This window comes from Falsiroseomonas sp. HW251, from assembly GCF_050563545.1.
GTDB lineage: Bacteria > Pseudomonadota > Alphaproteobacteria > Acetobacterales > Acetobacteraceae > Falsiroseomonas.
The window spans coordinates 57727-80664 of record NZ_JBNXUM010000016.1 but is presented as its reverse complement, the minus strand read 5'-3'; the positions used below and the strand labels follow the sequence as shown (position 1 = coordinate 80664).

General features: G+C 68.8%; 21 protein-coding genes. 2 read left to right on the top strand and 19 right to left on the bottom strand.

Annotated elements, in window-relative coordinates; all coding sequences use genetic code 11:
* The first annotated feature begins 3 nt into the window (after positions 1–3).
* The gene (locus tag ACLF3M_RS19580; protein WP_430658651.1) at positions 4–1026 is read left to right on the top strand and encodes a glycosyltransferase family 4 protein; all 1023 of its coding nucleotides are present in this window, start codon (positions 4–6) and stop codon (positions 1024–1026) included.
* On the opposite strand, the gene ACLF3M_RS19575 is transcribed toward ACLF3M_RS19580, so the two are convergent.
* From ACLF3M_RS19575 to dnaE, 3 genes are read right to left on the bottom strand one after another with little or no spacing between them, the layout of a single operon-like run.
* Positions 1012–2160: a hypothetical protein gene (locus tag ACLF3M_RS19575; RefSeq protein ID WP_430658650.1), complete on the bottom strand. Its 1149-nt coding sequence runs from the start codon at positions 2158–2160 to the stop codon at positions 1012–1014. The two genes, ACLF3M_RS19580 and ACLF3M_RS19575, sit on opposite strands and share 15 nt — an antisense overlap.
* Entirely contained in the window at positions 2160–2765 is a 606-nt protein-coding gene (locus ACLF3M_RS19570) for a hypothetical protein (RefSeq protein WP_430658649.1), read from the bottom strand. Before ACLF3M_RS19570 ends, ACLF3M_RS19575 begins: the two co-directional genes overlap by 1 nt.
* Positions 2762–6214, bottom strand: a complete 3453-nt coding sequence (gene dnaE / locus ACLF3M_RS19565) for a DNA polymerase III subunit alpha (protein WP_430658648.1) — start codon at positions 6212–6214, stop codon at positions 2762–2764. Before dnaE ends, ACLF3M_RS19570 begins: the two co-directional genes overlap by 4 nt.
* Before the next feature lie 37 nt (positions 6215–6251).
* On the opposite strand from dnaE, the gene ACLF3M_RS19560 reads away from it, so the two are divergent.
* Complete coding sequence (locus ACLF3M_RS19560) at positions 6252–6719, top strand: nucleoside deaminase (protein ID WP_430658647.1); 468 nt, start codon at positions 6252–6254, stop codon at positions 6717–6719.
* A 12-nt stretch (positions 6720–6731) separates the two neighbouring features.
* Here ACLF3M_RS19560 and ACLF3M_RS19555 read toward each other — a convergent pair whose 3' ends face one another.
* The 16 genes from ACLF3M_RS19555 to nuoH form a co-directional block, all read right to left on the bottom strand.
* Positions 6732–8048, bottom strand: coding sequence for an NAD(P)/FAD-dependent oxidoreductase (locus tag ACLF3M_RS19555; RefSeq protein WP_430658646.1), 1317 nt, complete (start codon positions 8046–8048; stop codon positions 6732–6734).
* A gap of 43 nt (positions 8049–8091) precedes the next feature.
* The gene (locus tag ACLF3M_RS19550) at positions 8092–8775 is read right to left on the bottom strand and encodes an ABC transporter ATP-binding protein (protein WP_430658645.1); all 684 of its coding nucleotides are present in this window, start codon (positions 8773–8775) and stop codon (positions 8092–8094) included.
* A complete protein-coding gene (locus tag ACLF3M_RS19545) occupies positions 8768–10018 on the bottom strand; it encodes a lipoprotein-releasing ABC transporter permease subunit (RefSeq protein WP_430658644.1) in 1251 nt (416 codons plus the stop codon). Before ACLF3M_RS19545 ends, ACLF3M_RS19550 begins: the two co-directional genes overlap by 8 nt.
* 69 nt (positions 10019–10087) lie before the next feature.
* The gene (locus ACLF3M_RS19540) at positions 10088–10261 is read right to left on the bottom strand and encodes a hypothetical protein (protein ID WP_430658643.1); all 174 of its coding nucleotides are present in this window, start codon (positions 10259–10261) and stop codon (positions 10088–10090) included.
* A gap of 1 nt (position 10262) precedes the next feature.
* Positions 10263–11570: a proline--tRNA ligase gene (proS, locus tag ACLF3M_RS19535; RefSeq protein WP_430658642.1), complete on the bottom strand. Its 1308-nt coding sequence runs from the start codon at positions 11568–11570 to the stop codon at positions 10263–10265.
* A 484-nt stretch (positions 11571–12054) separates the two neighbouring features.
* Positions 12055–12333 (bottom strand): DUF1467 family protein, encoded by a 279-nt coding sequence (locus tag ACLF3M_RS19530; RefSeq protein ID WP_430658641.1) that lies wholly within the window; start codon positions 12331–12333, stop codon positions 12055–12057.
* Positions 12334–12338: 5 nt separating this feature from the next.
* Positions 12339–13976 carry a ribonuclease J gene (locus ACLF3M_RS19525; protein ID WP_430658640.1) on the bottom strand — a complete coding sequence of 546 codons (1638 nt, stop codon included), beginning with the start codon at positions 13974–13976 and terminating at the stop codon, positions 12339–12341.
* A gap of 56 nt (positions 13977–14032) precedes the next feature.
* Positions 14033–14854 carry a type III pantothenate kinase gene (locus ACLF3M_RS19520; protein ID WP_430658639.1) on the bottom strand — a complete coding sequence of 274 codons (822 nt, stop codon included), beginning with the start codon at positions 14852–14854 and terminating at the stop codon, positions 14033–14035.
* A 6-nt stretch (positions 14855–14860) separates the two neighbouring features.
* Positions 14861–15580, bottom strand: coding sequence for a biotin--[acetyl-CoA-carboxylase] ligase (locus ACLF3M_RS19515; protein WP_430658638.1), 720 nt, complete (start codon positions 15578–15580; stop codon positions 14861–14863).
* Between the two features lies 1 nt (position 15581).
* On the bottom strand, positions 15582–16997 hold the full coding sequence (gene nuoN, locus ACLF3M_RS19510) for an NADH-quinone oxidoreductase subunit NuoN (protein ID WP_430658637.1): 1416 nt from the start codon (positions 16995–16997) through the stop codon (positions 15582–15584).
* 5 nt (positions 16998–17002) lie between these two features.
* Entirely contained in the window at positions 17003–18514 is a 1512-nt protein-coding gene (locus tag ACLF3M_RS19505) for an NADH-quinone oxidoreductase subunit M (protein ID WP_430658636.1), read from the bottom strand.
* Positions 18511–20424 carry an NADH-quinone oxidoreductase subunit L gene (nuoL, locus tag ACLF3M_RS19500; RefSeq protein WP_430658635.1) on the bottom strand — a complete coding sequence of 638 codons (1914 nt, stop codon included), beginning with the start codon at positions 20422–20424 and terminating at the stop codon, positions 18511–18513. The genes ACLF3M_RS19505 and nuoL overlap by 4 nt, the downstream gene beginning before the upstream one ends.
* A 4-nt stretch (positions 20425–20428) precedes the next feature.
* A complete protein-coding gene (gene nuoK, locus ACLF3M_RS19495; protein ID WP_430658634.1) occupies positions 20429–20740 on the bottom strand; it encodes an NADH-quinone oxidoreductase subunit NuoK in 312 nt (103 codons plus the stop codon).
* On the bottom strand, positions 20740–21423 hold the full coding sequence (locus tag ACLF3M_RS19490) for an NADH-quinone oxidoreductase subunit J (protein WP_430658633.1): 684 nt from the start codon (positions 21421–21423) through the stop codon (positions 20740–20742). Before ACLF3M_RS19490 ends, nuoK begins: the two co-directional genes overlap by 1 nt.
* Positions 21420–21905: an NADH-quinone oxidoreductase subunit NuoI gene (gene nuoI / locus ACLF3M_RS19485; protein ID WP_430658742.1), complete on the bottom strand. Its 486-nt coding sequence runs from the start codon at positions 21903–21905 to the stop codon at positions 21420–21422. The genes ACLF3M_RS19490 and nuoI overlap by 4 nt, the downstream gene beginning before the upstream one ends.
* Before the next feature lie 16 nt (positions 21906–21921).
* Positions 21922–22935 (bottom strand): NADH-quinone oxidoreductase subunit NuoH, encoded by a 1014-nt coding sequence (gene nuoH, locus ACLF3M_RS19480; protein WP_430658741.1) that lies wholly within the window; start codon positions 22933–22935, stop codon positions 21922–21924.
* Positions 22936–22938: the final 3 nt, after the last annotated feature.

Below are 22938 nucleotides of genomic sequence, written 5' to 3'. Positions count from 1 at the left end.
CCGATGCGCCTGGCGCTGGTGATGTGCAGCGCGAACCGCTCCATGCGCGGCGGCACGCGCGAGATCGCACTGTGCCGCGCATTGGCCGAGGCCGGGATCGAGGCGCGGATCTGGCGCATGCATGCCGGCGAGCAGGTCGAGGAGGAGCCGGAGACGGGCGTGCCCGTGACCTATTGCCCTGCCGACGATCCCGCCCTGAAGCGCCCCGCGATGGTCTCGGCGGCGCTGCGCCGGTCGCTGGCGGCCTGGCGGCCTGATTTCGTGCTCTACAAGGGGCTGGGCTACCGCGTCGCGGCGGATACCCAGGCCGCCCTCGGCGAGACGCGCCACGGCTTCATCGTCGGCGGCAGCGTGCGCGACGCGATCCTGGACAGCGCCGCACTCGTACTCGCCGAGTATGAGGAACAGCTGGCGCGCCACTTCCCGCGCCATCTCGCCGAAGGCGGCGCGATGGTGCTGCCGAAATGGGTAGACTGGACGCTGGCCGGCGACGGCACGCCAGCCGAGGCGCCTGATTTCGACATCGTAAATGTCGGCACCTTCGCGGACGAGCGGAAGAACCAGGCCGCGCTGCTGCCCTTCGCCGCGAAGCGCCGCATCGCCCTTGTCGGCGGAGGCAAGCGGCTGCCGGCGCTGCGCGAGGCCGTGCGCGCCGCGCGCCATGCCGGCCAGGTCCGCTTCTTCGGCCATGTCGAGCATGCCCGCGTCTTCGAGGTGCTGCGCCGGTCGCGGCTGATGGTGCACACCTCCCGCGGCGACGGGCTGCCGCGCGCTGCCATCGAGGCAATGGCCTGCGGCCTGCCCGTCATCGCCTTCCGCGACACCCTGCCCGGCGGGATCCCGCCCGAGGCGGGCCTGCTGGTGGGCGAGGCCGGCCTGCCGCATGCCGTGCGCCTGCTGCTGGAGGACGAGACGCTGCGGCGCGTGATGGGCGCGGCGGCGCGCCGCCATGTCGAACGCCACCACGGCGAGGCCGCGATCGCCGAGGCCGCGCAACGCCTGGCCGCGATGCTACGGGCCCTGTAGCGCGCGGCGCTCGGCGGCCCGCGTCACCGCAAGCTCCACCGGCAGCTGTAGCACCATCTCCTCCCAGCCCCAGAACTGGCGCAGCGCGTTGCGCAGCGAGTTCGGCGGCAGGGCGGGACGCACGCCGTCGCGCGGCGTGACCGCGACGACGGGCGCGAGCAGGTCGCGCCAGAAATCGGCCGACAGCCAGGCATCCACGACCGAGGCGTGCATCCCCGGCTCGAACCCCGCGCGGGAGGCCGGGATGCGGAAGGGCGGGTGGCCGAGGAAGATGCCCTCCTTGCCGAAGAAGGCGGCCTCCGCGACCAGGGAGGAGGAGACGCCGACGACGCGCCGGACGCTGTCCTGCGCCATCAGGACGTAGGCGTTCTCGCCGCTTTCACGGATGCGGCGCAGCGGCAGGCCAATGTCGTGCAGGCCGAAGCCGTCGGGGTTGTAGGGATGCGACTTGAAGAGGATGCGGCCCTCGCCGATCGCGGCGTGGAAGGGCGCCGCGAAGTCGCGAAGGTCGAGCAGCCGCCCTTCCGCGATGAGCGAGCGGTCCACGCGGGTCTGGCCGACGACCAGCGTCTCCTCCTCGATGGGCGGGTCTATCGGCACCTTGACCGTCATCGCGGCCAGCAGGTCGGCCTGCGGCGCGAAGGCCGCGTCCTCCGCGTGATGCGCGCGCAGCGCCGCGACGATGTCGGGATGGGTGGTCTGCACGGCGAAGAGAAGGTCGGCGCAGAACCGGTACGGATGGATGTTGAGGTCGACCCAGGGGATGCCGAAGGCCGTCAGCGCGCGCTTCAGCAGGTTCGGCAGTTCGAAGCCGATGACGAGCGCGGCGCCGTCCAGCGCCTGCGCCAGCAGCGCGGCAGCATCCGTGGGCAGGACCGCCGCGTCGAACAGCGCGATCCAGCCCGGTATGTCGGCCGTCGCGCCCGCGGCGCCGTAGAAGCGCGGCGTGTCGAAGGGAATGGCGCCGGAGCCCGGGTTCGGCGCCCAGGCCAGGACCTGTACCTCCAGCGCTGTCGCCGCCGCGATCGGGCGTCGCAGCAGGCGGTGCAGCCAGAGGATGTTGCCGGTCTGGGCGGGCTTGAACGCCTCGTCCTGCGGGCGCAGCAGGTCGCCGGTCAGGACGATTCGCCGCATCACGCGCGTTCCAGCCGCACCCGCATGAGGCCCAGTCCCAGCTTGCGCAACTCGCGCCTTGGCCCGGTGTCGGGATCCTCGTGCCAAGCGCCCGCGATCAGCAGCGCGACGCGCGTCAGCGGCGGCATCGGCGCAATCGTCACGAGAGCCGAGAAGCGGCCGGTCACGCCGTCATTGGCCAGCGTTCCGAAGGACAGCGGCGCGCCGTCCAGTTCGAGTTCGTAGCGCGCGATATCCAGCGGGATGCCGAAGGGCGCGCGGACATTCAGCGTGACCCGCAGCGCCCCGCCGCCGAGCGCCGGGAGCAGCACCGCCGCGCAGGATGCCGGCCCGGTCCAGCGCAGCGGGCCCGATTGCGTCCGCTCCAGCGGCCACCAGCCCTGCCCGCGCCAGGCCGGATCGTCGGCGGATAGCTCGAAGGCCCCGGCCTCGGGCTCCCGCGCCGGGGCACGCGCCGCCGCGCGACGCGCCTCGGGGATGAAGGGCAGCGGGTCGCGGCGCATCCGCTCCTCGCGCGTCGGGGGCGCGGGATGCGGCGGCATCTCCGCCGCGCGGCACCGCAGCGCCGCGACATCCGCCGGCCGGTCGAGCGGAACCTCGTTCACAATTCCTGCACCTCGGCGACGCCGGCCACGACCTTCATCGCCTGCATCAGCCGCGGCGAGACGTTGAAGCCGCCGGGCAGCGCGATCTCGACTTCCTGCCCCGGCCCGGTGACGGAGACCAGCACGACGCGGCCGCGTCCCTTGCCTTCGCGGTCGAGCAGCGTGCGGATCGGCGCGACGGCGGCGGTCTGCTCCAGCCAGAGCTTCATCCCGCCGGCGATGCCCTGCGCGGCCTTCTCCAGCGGCTCGGCGTCCTGCGCGGTGATGCGCAGCGCCTCGCCATCCATCCGCACCTCGGCGGTCAGCAGGACGGCGTTGCCCTCGGCCAGGTTCTCGCCGGCGCGGACCAGGCTTTCGCTGAAGAAGGTCGCCTCGTAGCTGCCGGCCTGGTCGGAGAAGCGGATCCAGGCCATGCGGTTGCCCGTCTTGGTCCGTCCGTTCTTCACCGCGACGACCGTGCCCGCGAGCTTGAGCCGCGCGTTGCCACCGCGCGCGCGTTCGGCGATCTGCGAAGACGGCACGACGCCGAGTTTCTGCAAGGCCTTCCTGTAGGTGTCCAACGGATGCGCGGAGAGATGGAAGCCCACGGCCTCCGCCTCGAAGGACAGCCTCTCCAGCATCGGCCAATCCCCTGCCTCCGGCAGGCGCAGCGGCGGCGGCGCGCTTTCCGCGCCGAACATGTCGCGCGTGGGGTTGGCGCGGCGCTCCGCGGCCTCCTGCGCGGCGCGCAGGATGAACTCCGCGCCCTGCACGACCTTCGCGCGGTTCTTCTCCAGCGCGTCGAAGGCGCCGGCCTTGGCCAGGTTCTCCAGCTGCATCTTGTTCAGGAGCCTGGGATCGACGCGCCCCGCGAATTCCGACAGCGAGGCGAAGGGCCCGCCGGCATCGCGCGCCTTGACCAGGTCCTGCATCGCGGCGACGCCGACCCGCTTGATCGCGCCCAGCGCGAAGCGTATCGCGACCTTGCCGTCGGCCTGCGTCTCCAGCGTGAACTCCGCGCCCGACCGGTTGAGGTCCGGCGGCAGCACCGCGATGCCGAGCCGTGACGCCTCCTGCATGTGCCCCGCCAGCTTCTCCGTCTTGTCGAGGTCGAGCGACATGGACGCCGCCAGGAACGCCGTCGGGTGGTTCGCCTTGAGATAGGCCGTGTGATAGGCGACGAGCGCATAGGCCGCGGCGTGCGACTTGTTGAAGCCGTATTCCGCGAACTTCTCCATGAGGTCGAAGATCTCGCCGGCCTTCGCTTCCGGCACGCCGTTCTTGACCGCGCCTTCGACGAAGATCCTGCGCTGCGCCTCCATCTCCGAGCGGATCTTCTTGCCCATGGCGCGCCGCAGCAGGTCCGCGCCGCCCAGCGAATAGCCCGCGAGATCCTGGCTGATCTGCATGACCTGTTCCTGGTAGACCAGGATGCCATAGGTCTCGCCGACGATGTTCATGATGGCGGGGTGCGGGGGTTCCCAGGGCTCGCCATGCTTGCGCTGGCAATAGGCCGGGATGTTCGCCATCGGACCCGGGCGGTAGAGCGAGACCGCCGCGATCAGATCCTCGAACCGGTCGGGCCGCATCATGCGCAGGCAGTCCCGCATGCCCTGGCCTTCGAACTGGAACACCCCGGCCGCGTCGCCCTTCGCCAGCATCGCGTAGGTCCTGGCGTCGTCCAGCGGCAGCGTGGCGAGGTCGAGCTCGATCCCTTGTGTCTTCAGCAATTCGACCGCGCGCTCCAGCACGGTCAGCGTCTTCAGGCCGAGGAAGTCGAACTTCACCAGCGACGCCTGCTCCACATGCTTCATCGAATACTGCGTGATGAGCATCTCGGACCGCGGGTCCTTGTAGAGCGGCACGATCTCGACCAGCGGCTTGCGCCCGATGACGACGCCGGCCGCGTGGGTCGAGGCGTTGCGGTACAGCCCTTCCAGCTGCAGCGCGACCTCCAGTAGCCGCGCGACCTGCTCGTCGTTGTCGCGCATCTCCTGCAGCCTGGGCTCGCCCTCGATCGCCTGGGCCAGCGTCACGGGCTTCGCGGGGTTGAACGGGATCAACGCCGCGATCTTGTCCACCTGGCCATAGGGCATGCCCATCACGCGCCCGACGTCGCGAACCGCGGCCTTCGCCTGCAGCTTGCCGAAGGTGATGATCTGCGCGACGCGGTCGGCGCCGTATTCGTTCACGACGTAGCGGATCACCTCGTCGCGCCGGTCCTGGCAGAAATCGATGTCGAAGTCCGGCATGGATACGCGTTCCGGGTTGAGGAAGCGCTCGAAGAGCAGCCCGAAGCGCAGGGGGTCGAGGTCGGTGATCAGCAGCGCCCAGGCCGCGACCGACCCCGCGCCCGAACCGCGCCCCGGTCCCACGGGAATGCCCTGCTGCTTCGCCCATTGGATGAAGTCAGCGACGATCAGGAAGTAGCCGGAGAAGCCCATCTTCTCGATGACGGAGAGCTCGTAGGCCAGCCGCTTGCGGTAGGTGTCCCGCTGGTCCGCGGGCGTCGCCTGCGCCTCCAACCGCTGCTCGAGCCCTTCCTTCGCCATGGCGGCGACGGTCTCGGCCTCCGTCATGCCGGGGCGGACCTTCGGGCAGATCGGCAGCTCTGGCTTGCGGCTTTCCGCCATCACCGCGCAGCGCCTGGCGATCGCCAGCGTGTTGTCGCAGGCCTCCGGCAGGTCGGCGAAAAGCTCCCGCATCGCCGCCGCCGGCTTGAACCAGTGCTCCCGCGTCACGCGGCGGCGATCCTGCTCGGCCAGCACGCGGCCCTCGGCGATGCAGAGCAGCGCGTCATGCGCCTCGTGCATCGAGGCCTCGGCGAAATAGACGTCGTTGGCGGCAACAATCGGCAGGCCGGCCTCGTCGGCCAGGCGCAGCAGGCCCGGCACGACCGCGCGCTCGATCGCCAGGCCGTGGCGCTGCAGTTCCACGACGAGGTCGTCTGGCCCGAAGATCTCCTTCAGCTTCGCGAGCAGCGCCTGCGCCGCCGCGCGCCGCCCTTCCCCCAGCAGCCGCCCGAGCGGCCCCGTCGTGCCGCCCGTCAGCAGGATCAGCCCCTGGCTGTGCGCGCCCAGCGTGTCGAGCGAGACGCAGGGCTCGCCCGAGGGATCGCTGCCGAGATAGCTGGCGGAGGACAGCCGCTGCAGGTTCTCGAGCCCCGCCTTGTCCTTCGCCAGCGCGACGATCGGGTCGGGCCGGTTGCGCGACGGGTCGGTGGCGCGCCCGCCTTCCTCCGTCGCGCCGCGGCCGAGAAAGAGCTGGCAGCCCATGATGGGCTGGATGCCCTTGCCGCCGCAGGCCTGGGAGAATTCCAGCGCGCCGAAGAGGTTCGCGCTGTCGGTCAGCGCGACGGCCGGCATACCGTCCGCCTTGGCCAGCGCCGGCAGCTTCTCCGCCTTGATCGCCCCTTCCGAGAGCGAGTAGGCGGAATGGACATGCAGATGCACGAAGGAGGGGGCAGTCATCGCCCCCTTCCTACCACGAAGCCCCGGGGGATTCGCGATGCCCGACGACCTGAAGCTGCTGCGCCGGGCCATCGCCCTCTCCGCCGAGAGCCGCGCCGCCGGCCAGCGCCCCTTAGGCGCGTTGCTGGCCGACGGCCAGGGCCGCGTGCTGCTGGAGGCGACCAACGGCTTCCACCCTCATGGCGACGGCACCGCGCATGCGGAAAGGCTGCTGGCGACCCGCGCCTGCATCGAACTGCCGCCCGAGGACCGCGCGACCGCTACGCTCTATTCCAGCGCCGAGCCCTGCGCGATGTGCTCGGGCGCGATCTACTGGGCGGGGATCGGCCGCGTGGTCTACAGCCTGTCCGAGTCGCGGCTGAAGGCCATGATCGGCCCGCACCCCGAGAACCTGACCATGGCCCTGCCCTGCCGGGACGTCTTCGCCGCCGGCCAGCGCGCGATTGCCGTGGCAGGCCCGCTGCTTGAGGAGGAGGCCGCGGTCCCGCACCTCGGCTTCTGGTGATCCCGCGTCCCGTCAGTGCAGCTTGACGCGCGGCTCCGTCCGCCGCGCGATCAGCCGCCCCATTGAGGCCAACGCCGTCTTCCCCACCCCATGCAGCGCGCGCTGGTGCATCTTGTAGAGCGAGCGGTACATCAGCCGCGCGAAATACCCCTCGACCATCAGGCTCTTGCCGACCAGCACGCCCATCAGGCTGCCGACGGTGGAGTAGTGGCCGAGCGAGACCAGGCTGCCGAAGTCGCGATATTTGAAGTCGCGCAATTCCTCGCCGCGCAGCTTGCGGCGGATCTGCGCGAGGACATGCGACGCCTGCTGATGCGCGGCCTGGGCGCGCGGCGGCAGGTAGCCGCCGGGACCGGGGCCCGGGCAGGCCGCGCAATCGCCGATCGCGAAGATGTCGGGATCGCGCGTCGTCTGCAGCGTCGGCAGGACCGCGAGCTGCTGCATCCGCGCAAGCTCGAGCCCGTCGAGCTCCGCCAGCACCGGCGGGCCCTTCACGCCCGCCGACCAGACCACGAGCTCCGATTCCAGGAAGCGGCCGTCGGCGAGCTGAACGCCTTCCGCCGTGACCGCACTGACTCGCGTGCCCGCCAGCACGGTCACGCCGAGGCCTTCCAGCAGCCCCTTCGCGGCGTCCGACAGGCGCTCCGGCAGGGCGGGGAGGATGCGCGGCGCGGCCTCGATCAGGCTGATGCGGATGTCGCGCTCCGCGTCGATCCGGTCCATCCCATAGGCGACGAGCTGGCGTGCGGCGTTGTGCAGTTCCGCCGCGAGTTCCGTCCCCGTCGCGCCGGCGCCGATGATGGCGACATGCAGCTGGCCCGGGCCGATCGGCCCGTTCTGGGTCTGGGCGCGGATGCAGGCGTTCAGCAGGCGGCGGTTGAATCGCCTGGCCTGGTCCGTGGTCTCGAGCGGGATGGCGTGTTCCCGCACCCCAGGCGTGCCGAAATCATTGGTCGTGCTGCCGATAGCGACGACCAGCGTGTCATAGGGCTCCTCCCGCCCCGGCGTGACCTGGCGGCCGTCCTCGTCGAAGGTCGGGCCGAGCTTCACGATCCTCGCGGCGCGATCCAGCCCGATCAGCTCGCCATAGCGGTAGGTGAAGTGGTGCCAGTGCGCCTGGGCCAGGTAGTCCAGCTCGTGGTCGTCCACATCAAGGCTGCCGGCCGCGACCTCGTGCAGCAGCGGCTTCCAGAGATGGCTGCGGGAGCGGTCGACCAGCGTCACGCGCGCCTGGCCGCGCCGGCCGAGGCTGTCGCCAAGCCGCGTCGCGAGCTCAAGCCCACCGGCGCCGCCGCCCACCACCACAATGCGATGCGGGTTGTCAGTCATGGGGCCGATCCTGCGCGCATCATGGGGCGCCGATCAGCAAGATTCACGCCGCAACGACCTTGCCGTCGCGCAGCGTGACGACGCGGTCCATCCGCGCGGCCAGGTCGGGGTTGTGAGTCGCGATCAGCGCCGCCACGCCCTGCCCGCGCACGGCGTGCAGCAATTCGTTGAAGACACGGTCGGCCGTGCCGAGGTCGAGATTGCCGGTAGGCTCGTCCGCCAGCAGGACGCGGGGCTTGTTCGCCAGCGCACGCGCGATCGCGACCCGCTGCTGCTCCCCGCCCGAAAGCTTGCCCGGCCGGTGCTGCTCCCGCCCCTGCAGCCCGAAGGCGTGCAGCAGGTCCGTCGCGCGGGCGTTGGCCGCAGCGCGGGCGATGCCCGCAGACATCTGCGGGAGGGCGATGTTCTCGATTGCAGTGAATTCGGGCAGCAGGTGATGGAACTGGTAGACGAAGCCGATGGTAGTTCGCCGGATCGCCGTGCGCGCGTCGTCGGACAGCGACCCCGCTTCCTTGCCGTCCACCAGCACCTCGCCAGCATCGGGCTTCTCCAGCAGGCCCGCGAGGTGCAGCAGGGTGGACTTGCCGGTGCCCGACGGCGCCACCAGCGCCACGATCTCCCCGGGATGCAGCGAGAGGTCGGCGCCGGTCAGCACGGGAAGCTCGCCGGCTTCCGTGCGGAAGCGGCGCTCGACCGACCGCAGCTGTAGCGGTGCCGCGTCACTCATTGCGAAGCGCCTCAACAGGATCGGTCTTCGCCGCACGCCAGGACGGGTAGACCGTGGCCAGCAGCGACAGGCCGAGCCCCATGCCGACGACCTGGGAGACTTCCTTCCAATCCACCACCGCCGGCAGGCGCGAGAGGAAATAGACCTCGGGGCTGAACAGTTCCGTCCCGGACAGCGCCTGGATCGCCTGGCGGATGCTCTCGATGTTGGCGCAGAAGGCGATGCCGATGACGAAGCCCGTCAGCGTGCCGACCACGCCGACCGAGGCGCCGCACAGCAGGAAGATCCGCAGGATCGACCCGCTCGTGGCACCCATCGTCCGCAGGATCGCAATGTCGCGCCCCTTGTCCTTCACGAGCATGATGAGGGAGGAGACGATGTTAAAGGCGGCGACCAGGATGATCAGGGTCAGGATGAGGAACATCACGTTCCGCTCGACCTGCACGGCAGCGAAGAAGCTGGAATTGGCGTCCTGCCAGTCCAGGATGCGGATCGGCGTCGAGCCCATCGCTGCGCGGATCGCGCGGTTGACGGCGCGGACCTCGGTGGGGTCGCGGACGAAGACCTCGATCTGGGTCGCGTTGTCGCCGGTCTGGAAGAAGGTCTGCGCGGCGCCCATCGGCAGGAAGACGAAGCTGCTGTCGTATTCGTTCATCCCGATCTGGAACAGCGCGACGACGGTATAGGCGCGCACCCGCGGCACCGTGCCGAAGACCGTGGTGCGTCCCTGCGGAGAGACCAGCGTGATCTTGTCGCCGACCCCGATGCGCAGGCGCTGCGCGAGCCGCGATCCGATCAGGATGGCGTCGTCGCCCTGGAAGCCGTCGAGCGATCCCGAGACGATGTTGTTCGCGACGATGCCGCGCGCGCGCATGTCTTCCGGCCGCACGCCGCGCGCGAGGCCGCCGGAGGCGCCGCCCTGCTCGCTCGTCAGCAGCACCTGGCCCTCGACGATCGGGGTCGCGCCGACAACGCCGGGCACGGCGCGGATGCGGTCCGTCACCGCGCCATAGTCGGCGATCGTGCGGTCCATCCCGTAGACCGCCATGTGCCCGTTCAGCCCGAGGATCCGGCCCAGCAGTTCCTGCCGGAAACCGCCCATCACCGACATCACGATGATCAGCGTCGCCACGCCGAGCGCGATGCCGACCAGCGAGAAGATCGCGATGACCGAGACGAATCGCTCCCCCTTGCGGGCGCGCAGGTAGCGGAAGGCGACGGCGCGCTCGAAGGCGTTAAACATGCGAGCGCATCCGATTCACGCTCCGCGCCTCGTTGCGCTTCGTCGCTCCGCGATCGGATGCGTCGAACATCAGCCGCGCGAGCCCTCACGCAGCAATTCCATGGCGATCCCGCCCGCCAGGCCCCCTGCCCCGCCGACCAGCGCGAGCAGCGCGAGCGAATGCTCCACGCCCAGCCGCTCGAGCGCGGTCGCGCCGGCCAGCGCGACGGCCAGCAGCAGCATCGCAAACACCATGTTCCGCATGTCAGCCCTTGATCTTCGCCAGCGCGTCCTCGGGCGAGACCTCGTGCCGCTCGCCGGTCATGCGGCGCTTGAGCTCGACCCTGTTCGCCGCCGCGCCGCGGGGGCCGACGATGACCTGCCAGGGATGCCCCATCAGGTCGGCGTCTGCGAACTTCACGCCGGCACGATCGGCCCGGTCGTCATAGACTGCCTCGTCGCCCAACGCACGGTAGATAGTGTCGCACAAAGCATCGCATGCCGCGTCGCCGTTCTTCAGGTTCAGCACCGCCGCCCGAAAGGGCGCGACCGCGTCCGGCCACTTGATCCCGGCCTCGTCGTGGTTGGCCTCGATGATCGCGCCGACCAGGCGGGAGACGCCGATGCCGTAGCTACCCATCTCCGGGTGCACGGTGGATCCGTCCGCTGCCTGCACCGTCAGTTCCATCGGCTTCGAGTACTTGGTGCCGAAGTAGAAGATGTGCCCGACCTCAATCCCGCGCGCGGAGACGCGCTTGGACGCCTCCAGCTTCTCCCAGGCGACGGGGTCGTGCATCTCGTCGGTCGCGGCGTAGTGGCTGGTCCAGCGCCCCACCGCCGCTGCGAGGTCGGCATCGTAGTCCGGCGCCTCGGCCAGCGGGTCCATGTCCAGCAGGTCCTGGCTGACGAAGACCTGCGATTCGCCGGTCTCGGCCAGAATGATGAACTCGTGCGAGAGGTCGCCACCGATCGGCCCGGTGTCGGCGCGCATCGGGATCGCCTTCAGCCCCATCCGCGCGAAGGTGCGGAGATAGGCCAGGAACATCTGGCGGTAGGAATGCTCCGCCCCTTCCTTCGTCAGATCGAAGGAATAGGCGTCCTTCATCAGGAACTCGCGCCCGCGCATCACGCCGAAGCGCGGCCGCACCTCGTCCCGGAACTTCCACTGGATGTGGTACAGGTTGCGCGGCAGGTCGCGGTAGGACTTGGCGAATTGCCGGAAGATCTCGGTGACCACTTCCTCGTTGGTCGGGCCGAACAGCATCTCGCGGTCATGCCGGTCCCTGATGCGCAGCATCTCCGGCCCATAGGCGTCGTAGCGGCCGGACTGGCGCCAGAGATCGGCCGACTGGATGGTCGGCATCAGGATCTCCTGCGCGCCGGCGCGGTCCTGCTCCTCGCGCACGATCTGCTCGACCTTCTGCAGCGCGCGCCAGCCCAGCGGCAGCCAGGCATAGATGCCCGCCGCGGTCTGGCGGATCATGCCGGCGCGCAGCATCAAGCGATGGGAGACGATCTGCGCCTCGGCAGGCGTTTCCTTCAGCGTCGGCAGGAAGGCGCGGGAGAGGCGCAAGGCGGGGCTCCGGAGGGAGTGGAAGGCCGCGGAACCTAGCCCAACCGAGGGCGGAGCGGAACCAAGCCGGGGACGCCAGTCGGAAGCCTGCGATTCCAGGCACTTCGAAGCCATCGTGCGCGTCGGAAACAACCAGACCGACCCAAGTGTCAAGCTGCTGCGACGCAATAAAATCACGTCTCGGCACTGGCTGTAAGGCGAAAACCCCCGTGAAATGAAGCACTCGCGCCGAAAATTACCTTGCTTTTCCTAAGGAGGTCGCTACAAAAAAAACGGGTCGCGCCTCAGAGCGCGACCCGAGTTTAGGGAGGAAACGCCAGTCACACGGCAGAGAGAGGACCAACCTCTCCCTGGGACCGATAGTGGCGTGGGGAGCTAAGGCGGCACAACAAGAAACGCCGCCGCGGAAAGCCAAAAAACGGGCTTCCAGAACCGAACTGCGCAATGCAAGGGCGGCACTCGCTGGGGAGGCGGGATTGCCGCCTCAATTTTGTGCAGCGCCGGGTCCCTGATAGCTGAGCCACCCGTCCCTGAAACTCAGCCATTCCGAGGTGATCAGCGCATAGGCGCCGAGCCACAGCACGCCCGCGACCACCGTCGTCAGGATCGCCTTGCGGAGAAGCTGCGGCGCGGCCGGCGCGCCGCGCCAGCCCCCCGCATCCGGATCGGCATCCTCCACCGGCTTCGTGCCGATCGGCAGCACCGCGAACAGCGCGAGCCACCAGATCAGCAGGTAGACGATGACACCGGTGAACCAGTCCATGCCCGTCAGACCCGGAGGAGATGGACCTCGACGCTCGGCCGCTTGCGCAGCCGCCGGCCGACGGCACGACGGACCGCGGTCCGCGCAGCCTCCCGCAGCGGGCCGTCCTCGCGCTTCACCGGCGCGGGCAGCTCGACCACGGCACGGGCCAGGTCGGCAGCAATCTGCTGCGTCTCGTCCTCGGTCCCGTCGAAGAGGCCCGGCGCGGAGATCTGCGGCTTCCCCAGCACCCGCCCTGCCCCGTCCACCGCGATGGACGCGATCACCACGCCGTTGAAGAGCATCTTCTTCCGCGCGGCGAGCACGTCGCCGTCCAGCGGCAGCAGCCGGTCGCCATCCACCGCGAGCCGCCCGACGGGGACGGATTCCACGATGTCCGGCTTGCCCGGGGCGAGCTTCAGAACGTCCCCGTCCTCGATGACATAGGCCTCGGCGCCCAGGCTCTCCGCTAGGTTCGCGTGCTCGTTCATGTGGCGCCATTCGCCGTGCACGGGCACCGAATACTTCGGCTTCACGAGCTGATAGAGCCGCTTCAGCTCGTCCCGCGCCGGGTGGCCCGAGACATGCACCATGTGGTCATCGGCGGTCATGACCTCAACGCCGGCGCGCGACAGCTCGTCCTGGATGCGAAGGATCGCCCGTTCGTTCCCCGGAATCATGCGGGAGGAGAAGATGACGGTGTCGCCCTCGCCGAGCGAGATATGGGGGTGCTGGTCGTTGGCGATCTTGGCCATGGCGCTGCGCGGCTCGCCCTGGCTGCCGGTGCAGATCACGACCAGCCGGTCGTCCGGCACGTCGCCCGATTCGTCCTCGGACAGGAAAGGCGGGAGGTCGCGGAGATATCCGCATTCCCGCGCCGCGGCGTCGGCGTTGCGCAGGCTTCGCCCGAACAGAGCGACCTCCCGGCCCGCGGCGCGGGCGGCGAGCACGATGGATTCGACGCGCGCGATATTGGTCGCGAAGCAGGTTACCGCGACGCGGCCCTTCAGGCGCTTGATCAGCGCGGTCAGGTTGCGGCGGACCTCGGCCTCGCTGCCCGAATGACCCTCGACCAGCGCGTTGGTGCTGTCGCAGACCATGGCGAGCACGCCTTCCTCGCCCAGGCGCTGGAAGGCGGCCTCATCTGTCGGGGGCCCGATCAGCGGGTTGGGGTCGAGCTTCCAGTCGCCGGTGTGCAGCACCGTGCCGTGTTTCGTGCGGATCGCCAGCGCCTGGGCCTCAGGCACGGAATGGGCGACGCGCAGGAATTCCAGGTCGAAATTCCCGATCGTCCAGCGGCTGCCAGGCGCCTGGGTGATGATCTCCACCTGGCCGAGCAGCCCGGCCTCCCCCAGCTTCCGCCGCAGCACGGCGGAGACGAAGGGCCCTGCATGGATCGGGCAGCGCAGGGACGGCCACAGGTGCGCCACCGCGCCCACATGGTCCTCATGCGCATGCGTGATCACCAGCGCTGCCAGCCGGTCCTTCCGGGCCGCGAGCCAGGTCGCGTCGGGGACCATGACGTCCACCTCCGGGTGTTCGGGCCCGCCGAAGCCCAGGCCGCAATCCACCGCGAGGAGCTGCCCGTCGCATCGGTAGACATTGAGGTTGAGTCCGATCTCCCCCGTCCCGCCGAGCGGGATGAAGGCCAGGTCTCCGGTCATTGTTCTTCCAGTGTCGCGTTTCGAATCAGGTGGGTCTCGCGCCGGCCCCCTTCCCGTCAGGGCAGGGTTTCGTCGCGTCGGGAATGCCTGACCAATGTGGGGGCGGGATTGCGCTCCGCCAACAGGCGCAGCCCGTCGAGCGTCGTATCCGGGTCGGTCGTCTCGATGATCGTCGTGCCTTCCGCGAAGAGCGGCGCCAGGCCGCCCGTCGCGATGACCTTGAGCCGGCCGTTCTCGGCCTCGTCGAATTCGGCCCGGATGCGGGCGACGATGCCCTCGATCAGGCCGACATAGCCCCAGTAGATGCCGGACTGCATGGCGGCGACGGTGTTCCGCCCGATGGCGGCCTGCGGGCGGCCGATGCCGATCCGCGGCAGTCGCGCCGCGGCGCGGTGCAGCGCCTCGATCGAGAGGTTGATGCCCGGCGCGATCACGCCGCCGAGATAAGCGCCGTCGCCATGCACCACGTCGAACGTGGTCGCCGTGCCGAAGTCGATCACGACCAGCGGCCCGCGGTAGCGCTGGTGGGCGGCGAGCGCATTCAGCAGGCGGTCGGCGCCGACCTCATGCGGAGCGTCCACCCGGATCTCGAAGCCCCAGTCGAGCGAGGCGCGGGCGATCAGCGGTTCGCAGTCGAACCAGTCACGGCAGAGCCGGCGCAGGTTGTAGAGCGCGGCCGGCACCACCGTGCCGATCGCGCAGCGCGTGATGTCGGTCGGCTTCAGCCCGGCATGGCCCAGCAACGCCAGCAGCCAGACCGCGTATTCGTCGGACGTCCGCTCGGCGTCCGTCCGCACGCGCCAGGTGCCGCGCCATTCCGTGCCGTCATGCACGGCGAAGACGATGTTCGTGTTGCCCGCATCCACGGCCAGCAGCATGGCGCGTCAGGCTCCGTCCACTTCGCCCGAGCCGAAACGCCGCGGGCCGGCGCCGGTGTCGAGCAGCAGGGCCCCGTCCTCGGCCAGCCCCGCGAAGCTGCCGGTCGTTTCGCCCGTCCCGGTGCGCAGCGTCAACCTCTCGCCCAGGGCCGGCCCGCGCCGAAGCCATGCCGCGATCAGGTCCGGCATCGGCCGGTCCCGCCAGGACACGACAGAGCGGATCAGCCGGACCGCCACCTGCTCCGGTGGCGCGTCGCCCGGCAGGCGCGTCGTCGCGCGGCCCGGCACCTCGGGCGCGACGGCGAGGTTGATCCCGCAGCCCAGGATCACCCAGTCGAGCCGGCCGCCGGGCGTCGCGCCGGATTCGCAGAGCACGCCGGCGAGTTTCGCCCCGTCCAGAAGCAGATCGTTCGGCCACTTCACCCGAAGCGCCGCGGGGTCGGGCAGGTCCGGCTCCACCGCCTCCGCCATCGCGATGGCGCCGGCCAGCGACCAGCGCGCGGCGTCGCGCGCCGGCGTCCCGGGCCGCAGCAGCAGCGAGATGTAGAGATTGCCGGCCGGGCTTTCCCAGACGCGCCCGTCACGCCCTCGCCCGCCAGTCTGGCGGCGCGCCATGACCGCGAGGCCCTCCGGCTCTCCCGCCGCGGCAAGCCGCAGCAGGAGATCGCTGGTGGAGGGCAGCGTCTCCTCGAAGCGCAGCCGCCAGCCCGGCGGCAGCGCCTCCATCTCAGCCCGCCAGCGCCGCGATGGCGACCTGAGCCGCGCCGATCAGCGCCGCGGGAAAGAGGAAGAAGAACAGCGTCAGCAGACCCGTCCCCGCCATCACGACCGAGATGCCGGCCTGCCGCGCGTCGAACCCCTCGGCCGGCGCGTCGAAATACATGACCTTCACGATGCGCAGGTAATAGTAGCTGGCGACCACGGAGGTCAGGATGCCGATGATGGCCAGCGTCCAGAACCCCGCCTGCACGGCGGCGAGGAAGACGTAGAGCTTGCCGAAGAAGCCGGCGAGCGGCGGGATGCCCGCCATGGAGAACATGAAGACCGCCATCCACAGCGCCATGGCGGGATCGCTGCGGCCGAGGCCGGCGAGCTGGTCGATCTCCTCGATTGCGCGGCCGTTGCGACGCATGGACACGATCACCGCGAAGGTGCCGAGGTTCATCACGACGTAGATCGCGAGGTAGACCAGCACGCCGCGGTAGCCCGTGTCGCTCGCGACGGCCAGGCCCATCAGCGCGTACCCGACATGGCCGATGGAGGAATAGGCCATCAGCCGCTTGATGTTGCGCTGCCCGATCGCGGCGAAGCCGCCGAGGATCATCGACGCCGCCGAGACCACCCAGATCACCTGCTTCCACTGCGCCGCCATGTCCCCGAAGGGACCGATCAGCACATGCATCATCAGGCAGATCGCGGCGACCTTGGGCGCGGTCGCGAAGAAAGCGGTCACCGGTGTCGGCGCGCCTTCGTAGACGTCGGGCGTCCACATGTGGAAGGGCACCGCCGAGACCTTGAAGCAGAGCCCGGCGAGGACGAAGACCAGCCCCACCACCACGCCGGTCGAGGCCTGCGACGACAGCGCATCCGCCAGCCGGTCGAAGTTCGTCGTGCCCGCGAAGCCATAGACCAGCGACGACCCGTACAGCAGCAGGCCCGAGGCCAGCGCGCCGAGCACGAAGTACTTGAGGCCCGCCTCGGCGCTGCGCGCATTGTCGCGGTCGAAGGCGGCAAGGACGTAGAGCGGGAGCGAGAGCAGTTCGAGCCCGATGTAGAGCGCCATCAGGTCGTTGGCCGAGACCATGATCATCATGCCGACGGTCGCGAAGAGCATCAGCACGGGAAACTCGAAGCGGCGCAGGTTGCTCCGCTCGTCGAAGTCGAGCGCAAGGACAAGCGCGAGAGCCGCGCCGAGCAGGATCAGCACCTTGGCGAAGCGCGCGAAGCCGTCGCCGACATACTGGCCGGCGAAGGCCGTGCCCTCGCCCTGCCCCAGCACCAGCGCCGCGGTCACGACGAAGGCGCCGATCACCGCCATGGAGACCGGGAAGAACATGTCCCGCCTGGGGACGACGCCGATCAGCAGGATCATCAGGCCGGAAACCGCGAGCACGATCTCCGGCAGGGCGAGGGTCCAGTTCATCGGCGTCACATCCCGGCCAGGCGCGCCGCGCCGAGCGCGGCTTCATGCCGCTCGACGAGCGCCGTCACGCTGGCCTCGAAGAAGGTCAGGAAGGAGGAGGGATAGACCCCCATCCACAGCGTCAGCAGGACCAGTGGCGCGAAGACCGCGTATTCGCGCGGGCTGAGATCCAGCAGCAGCTTCAGGTCGTCGCGGGTGATCTTCCCGAAGATCACGCGGCGGTAGAGATAAAGCATGTAGGCCGCGCCCAGGATCATGCCGGTTGCCGCGCCGAATGCGACCCAGGGGTTGACCCTGAAGGCGCCGACGATGACCAGCAGCTCGCCCGGGAAGTTAGCGGTGCCGGGAAGCGCCACGGAGGCCATGGTGAACAGCATGAAGACCAGCGCGTAGGAGGGCATGATCTTCGCGACCCCGCCATAGCGCGCGATCTCGCGGGAGTGCACCCGGTCGTAGAGCACGCCCACGCAGAGGAAGAGCGCGCCGGAGACGATGCCGTGCGCCAGCATCGTGAACAGCGCGCCCGAGAGGCCCTGCACCGTGAAGGTGAAGATGCCGAGCGTCACGATGCCCATATGCGCGACCGAGGAATAGGCGATCAGCTTCTTCATGTCCTCCTGCGCGAGCGCGACGAGGGAGGTGTAGACCACCGCGATGACGGAGAGGCTGAAGACGAAGGGCGCGAAGGCCTGCGACGCCTCGGGCAGCATCGGCACGCTGAAGCGGATGAAGCCATAGGCGCCCATCTTCAGCAGCACGCCGGCCAGGATGACGGAGCCCGCGGTCGGTGCCTCGACGTGGGCGTCAGGCAGCCAGGTGTGCACCGGCCACATCGGCACCTTGACCGCGAAGGACACCATGAAGGCGGCAAACAGCCACATCTGCATCCCCCGCGGGAAGGCGGTCTGCATCAGCGTCGGGATGTCGGTGGTGCCGGCCTGGTACCACATGGCCAGCAGAGCCAGCAGCATCAGCAGGCTGCCCGCGAGCGTGTAGAGGAAGAACTTGAAGGCGGCATAGACGCGCCGCGCCCCGCCCCAGACGCCGATGATCAGGAACATCGGGATCAGGACGGCTTCGAAGAAGATGTAGAAGACGATGAAGTCGAGCGCGCAGAACATGCCGACCATCATCGTCTCGAGCACAAGGAAGGCGACCATGTAGTCCCGCACGCGGACCTTCACGGTGTCCCACGACGCCAGGATGCAGATTGGTGTCAGCAGCGTGGACAGCAGCACGAAAAGCACGGAGATGCCGTCCACGCCCATGTGGTAGGCGACGCCGTAATCCGGCAGCCACTCCAACCGCTCCACGAACTGGAACTCGGCGGTGGACGTGTCGAAACGCGCCCAGAGGATCAGCGACAGCGCCAGCGTGATCAGGCTGGTCCAGAGCGCGGTCCAGCGGGCGTTGGAGGCGACGGTCTCCTCGTCGCCACGCACCATGAGGATGATGAACGCACCTGCCAGCGGCAGGAAGGTCACCAGGCTGAGGATGGGGAAGCCGGCGGCGTTCATCGGGCACCGTAGAGCAGCAGGGTGACGAAGAGGACAAGGCCAATGATCATCGCGAAGGCGTAGTTCGCGACCCGTCCGGTCTGGATGCGCACCGCCCCGCGCGCCGCCTGGACCGCGAGGTCAGCGGCACCGTTCGGGACGCCGTCGATCAGCCTGGCATCGCCGGTCTTCCAGAAGGCGCGCGCCAGGAACTGCGCGGGCCGGACGAAGATCGCGTCATAGAGCTCGTCGAAGTACCACTTGTTCAGCAGGAACCGGTACAGCCCCTGGAAACGCGCGGCGAGCATGCCGGGCAGCTCCGGCCGCAGCATGTACATCACATAGGCCAGCGCGATGCCCGCCAGGCCGACCACGGTCGGCGCCAGCTTCACCCAGGCCGGCGCGTGGTGCGCATGCTCCAGCACCTGGTTGTGGGCGGCGTTGTGGATGGACTCGCGCCAGAAGGCTTCCTGGTGCTCCCCGATGAAGAGGTCGGCGAACAGGTAGCCGGTCAGCACGGCGCCGGTCGCCAGCACCAGCAGCGGCACCAGCATCACCATCGGGCTCTCGTGCACATGCTCCATCGTGTGATGGTCGGCGCGCGGCGTGCCGTGGAAGGTCAGGATGATCAGCCGCCACGAGTAGAAGGCGGTCAGGAAGGCCGCCGCCAGCGCTATGAGGAAGGCATAGGTGCCGGTGCCGCTATGCGCGGCCCAGGCCACCTCCACCAGCGCGTCCTTCGAGTAGTAGCCCGCGAAGAAAGGCACGCCGGCCAGCGCTAGGCTGCCGATCCACATGACGGCGTAGGTGACCGGGATCTTCTTCCAAATCCCCCCCATCTTCCGGATGTCCTGCTCGTCCGACATGGCGTGGATCACGGAGCCCGCGCCGAGGAAGAGCAGCGCCTTGAAGAAGGCATGCGTGAACAGATGGAAGATCGCGGCCTGGTACACGCCGACGCCGATCGCGAAGAACATGTAGCCGAGCTGCGAACACGTCGAATACGCGATGATCCGCTTGATGTCGTTCTGCACGCAGCCGATCGTCGCGGCAAAGATCGCGGTCGAGGCGCCGACGATCGTCACGATGGCCAGCGCCGTCGGGGCGTATTCCACCACCGGCGACATCCGCGCCATCATGAAGACGCCGGCGGTCACCATCGTCGCGGCATGGATCAGCGCGGAGACCGGCGTCGGGCCTTCCATCGCGTCCGGCAGCCAGGTGTGCAGGCCAAGCTGCGCCGACTTGCCGCAGGCGCCGAGGAACAGCAGCACGCTGATCACCTCGAGTGACGGCATCCCGAGGAACGTCCTCTGCTGGGCCTGCGCGACGCCGGAGAAGATCGTCTCGAACTCGACGGACTGGAAGGTCCAGAAGGTGAGCGCCAGGCCGAGCATGAAGAAGAGGTCGCCGACGCGGTTGACGATGAAGGCTTTCATCGCCGCGCGGTTCGCGCTCTCGCGCTCGTACCAGTAGCCGATCAGCAGGTAGCTCGCGAGACCCACGCCTTCCCAGCCGAAGAAGAGCTGAACCAGGTTGTCCGCCGTCACAAGCATCAGCATCATGAAGGTGAAAAGGCTGAGATAGGCGAAGAAGCGCGGGATCGTCGCGTCGTGCGACATGTAGCCCACGGAATAGAGGTGGATCAGCGTCGAGATGAAGGTGACCATCATCACCATCACGACGCTCAGCGTGTCGTAGCGCAGCGCCCATTCCGCCTCGAAGCCGCCGACATCGAGGAAGGAGGCGATCGGCACCACGCCCGCGGCACCGCCCAGCGCGACCTCGACGAAGGCGCCGATCCCGCAGGCCGCGGCGAGCGCCATGAAGGCGACGGTCACCCATTGCGACGCCTTGTCGCCCAGCCAGCGACCGAAGAACCCGGCGAGGCAGGCGCCGAGCAGCGGGAAGAAGATGGCCCCGACATACATGGCGCTAGCCCTTCAGGGTGGAGATGTCCTCCACCTCGATCGTTCCGCGGTTGCGGAAGTAGATGACGACGATGGCGAGCCCGATCGCGGCTTCCGCCGCGGCGACGGTCAGGATCAGCATCGCGAAGACCTGCCCCGTTAGGTCCATCAGCCTGGCGCTGAAGGCGACGAGGTTGAGGCTGACCGAGAGCAGGATGAGTTCGACCGACATCAGGATAACGATGACGTTCTTCCGGTTGAGGAAGATGCCGAGGACACCGAGCGTGAACAGGATCGCGCCCACCGTGAGATAGTGCGCCAGGCCGACGGCCATCATCAGTGGTGCCCCCCGGCGTGTTCGACTTGCTTCGGCTCCGCCTCCGGCGGCGGCTCCACTGGCGGCCGCTCGATCCCAATGGTGCCGAGGCCCGCGCCGAGCGGCGGCTGGCGCAGATTGACGCTGCCGGCACGCGCAACCTGCTTGCCGATGTCCTGCCGCTTCGTCGTGGTCTTCCCGCGAAGCGTCAGCACGATCGCGCCGATCATTGCGACCAGCAGGATCAGCCCCGCCGCCTGGAAGAGGAAGACGTAGTCCGTGTAGAGGATCCGGCCCAGCGCGCGCGTGTTGTCCGCGTCGCCCGGCATCGGGTTCAGCCGCAGCGCCGCCGCATCCGTCGCAAAGCTCCAGGTCCCGAAGGCCAGCACCAGTTCCAGGAACAGGATCGCGCCGACCACCGCGCCGACCGGCGCATAGCGCTGGAAGCCCTCCCGCAATGCCGAGAAGTCGACGTCGAGCATCATCACGACAAAGAGGAAGAGCACCGCGACTGCGCCGACATAGACGATGACCAGGGTCATCGCCAGGAACTCGGCACCCGCGATCAGGAACAGCGCGGCGGCGTTGAAGAAGCAGAGGATCAGGAACAGCACGGAATGCACGGGATTCCGGCTTGTCACCACCATCACCGCCGAGGCGATCAGCACCGCGGCGAAGAGGTAGAAGGCGAGAGCCGCGATCATCGGTAGGGTGCGTCCAGCTCGAGCCGCTTGGCCAGCACCGCTTCCCAGCGGTCGCCGTTATCCAGCAGGCGCTCCTTGTTGTAGAGCAGTTCCTCGCGCGTCTCGGTCGCGAACTCCATGTTCGGCCCCTCGACGATTGCGTCCACCGGGCAGGCTTCCTCGCACATGCCGCAGTAGATGCACTTCACCATGTCGATGTCGTAGCGCGTGGTGCGGCGGGAGCCGTCCTCGCGCGGCTCGGCCTCGATGGTGATGGCCTGGGCAGGACAGATCGCCTCGCACAGCTTGCAGGCGATGCAGCGTTCCTCCCCGTTCGGGTATCGGCGCAGTGCGTGCTCGCCCTTGAAGCGCGGGCTCAGCGGCGTTTTCTCGTAGGGGTAGGAGATCGTCGCCTTCGGCTTGAAGAAGGTCTTGAGCGTCAGCCACATCCCCCCGGCGAGTTCCGCCAGGAGGAAGCTGCGTGCGACGCGGTCAAGGGTCATGGCCATTGTCGGTTCCTCAGGCCGCGGGCAGCCAGCCGAACAGCTTTAGCGCTGCTGCGGTCAGCACGAGCCAGACGAGGCTGAACGGAAGAAACACCTTCCAGCCCAGTCGCATGAGCTGGTCGTAGCGGTAGCGCGGAAAGGTCGCGCGCACCCAGATGAAGACGAAGAGGCAGAAGCAGATCTTGAACACGAACCAGAGCGGCCCGGGGATCCAGTTGAAGGGCGCGACGTCCACCGGCGGCAGCCATCCCCCGAGGAACAGGATCGTCGTCAGCGCCGACATCAGGATCATGTTCGCGTATTCCCCGAGGAAGAACAGCGCGAAGGACATCGAGCTGTATTCCACGAAGAAGCCGGCCACGAGCTCGGACTCGCCTTCCGGCAGGTCGAAAGGCGCTCGGTTCGTCTCGGCCAGGGTCGAGATGAAGAAGATCACGAACATCGGGAAGAGCGGGATGGCGAACCACACGGTGGACTGCGCGCGGACGATCTCCGTCAGGTTCAGCGACCCCACGCAGAGCAGCACGGTCACGATGACGAAGCCCATGCTGACCTCGTAGCTGACCATCTGTGCCGCGCTGCGCAGCGCGCCGAGGAAGGCGTATTTCGAATTGGACGCCCAGCCCGCGATGATGATGCCGTAGACGCCGAGCGAGCTGATCGCGAACAGATAAAGGATGCCGACATTGATGTCGGCGATCGCCCAGCCGTCGTTCACGGGGATCACGGCCCAGGCGATCATCGCCAGCATGAAGGTGATCATCGGCGCCAGGATGAACAGCACGCGGCTGGCCCCGGCGGGGATGATCGTCTCCTTCATCAGCATCTTGATGGCGTCGGCGAAGGGCTGCAGCAGGCCGAAGGGGCCAACGACGTTCGGCCCCTTGCGCAGCTGCATCGCGGCCAGGACCTTGCGCTCCGCCCAGGTGAGGTAGGCGACGCCGAGCAGCAGCGGCACCAGCAGCGCCAGCGCCTGCGCAACGGTCAGCGCGAGATGCCCGACCGGGGTGGCGAGGAAGCCTTCCATCGT